Here is an 804-nt window from a genome sequence, read left to right as displayed (position 1 = left end):
CCATGAAGAAAGCCGATTGTCCAACATGTGGTGAGTACCCTGTGTATCCTTTTTTACAATCGGAGCATCAGGCTAAAACGGCTGTCTTGTGCGGACGAGATACGGTTCAAATCCGCCCGGCCCCGGGTACTGTACGTGATCTGAATGAAGCGGCACGTTTGTTATCCCGTCAGGGGGGCAAAGTGGAGCATAATCCATACCTGGTATCCGTTGTTATCGGAACGCATCGAATTGTTCTTTTTCAGGATGGACGCGTCTTAATTCATGGCACGAAGGACATCGCTGAGGCGAGATCGATTTATCACAAATATTTGGGTTGACCCAATAGATTCGAACCGTTATGAGATGTACAATGTTTTCTTATTTTCGCCATCACATTTTCGTCATCTCATTTTGGAATTTATAGGATAGGGGAAGAACAAATTGAAAAAGAAATTTGGGTACATATTCACGTTCGTTGGATTGTTGGCATGGGTTCTGGCGGGGTGCTCGTCTCCGGCTGCTGTACAGTCGGCACAGTCTGCACCCAAGACAGAACTAGTCGTATCTGCCGCTGCAAGTCTTCAAGATAGTCTGAATACGCTCAAGGACCAGTATGAGAAACAGCACCCAGATATCAAACTTACCTTTAACTACGCTTCATCTGGTACATTACAAAAACAAATTGAACAAGGCGCACCCGCTGACGTATTTATTTCGGCGGGCATGAAGCAAATGAAGGCATTAACGGATGCTTCATTGGTGGAAAAGGATAACGTGTTGCTTCAAAATAAACTGGTTGTGGTTGTTCCACAAGATAAGGCG

General features: G+C 45.4%; 1 protein-coding gene and 1 pseudogene. Both read left to right on the top strand.

Annotation, left to right across the window (positions count from 1 at the left end; translation table 11 throughout):
* Window positions 1-320 (top strand): annotated as a pseudogene (locus GRP75_RS28420) (thiazole biosynthesis adenylyltransferase ThiF); the annotation flags it as partial.
* A 103-nt stretch (window positions 321-423) separates the two neighbouring features.
* Window positions 424-804 (top strand): molybdate ABC transporter substrate-binding protein (gene modA, locus GRP75_RS28415; protein ID WP_160791053.1); only part of this gene is annotated, 381 nt, incomplete at its 3' end.

The organism is Paenibacillus sp. OT2-17 (assembly GCF_009827695.1).
Lineage (GTDB): Bacteria > Bacillota > Bacilli > Paenibacillales > Paenibacillaceae > Paenibacillus > Paenibacillus polymyxa_B.
Note: the sequence above shows the minus strand (reverse complement) of the source record. Positions and strands in the feature narration are given on the sequence as shown.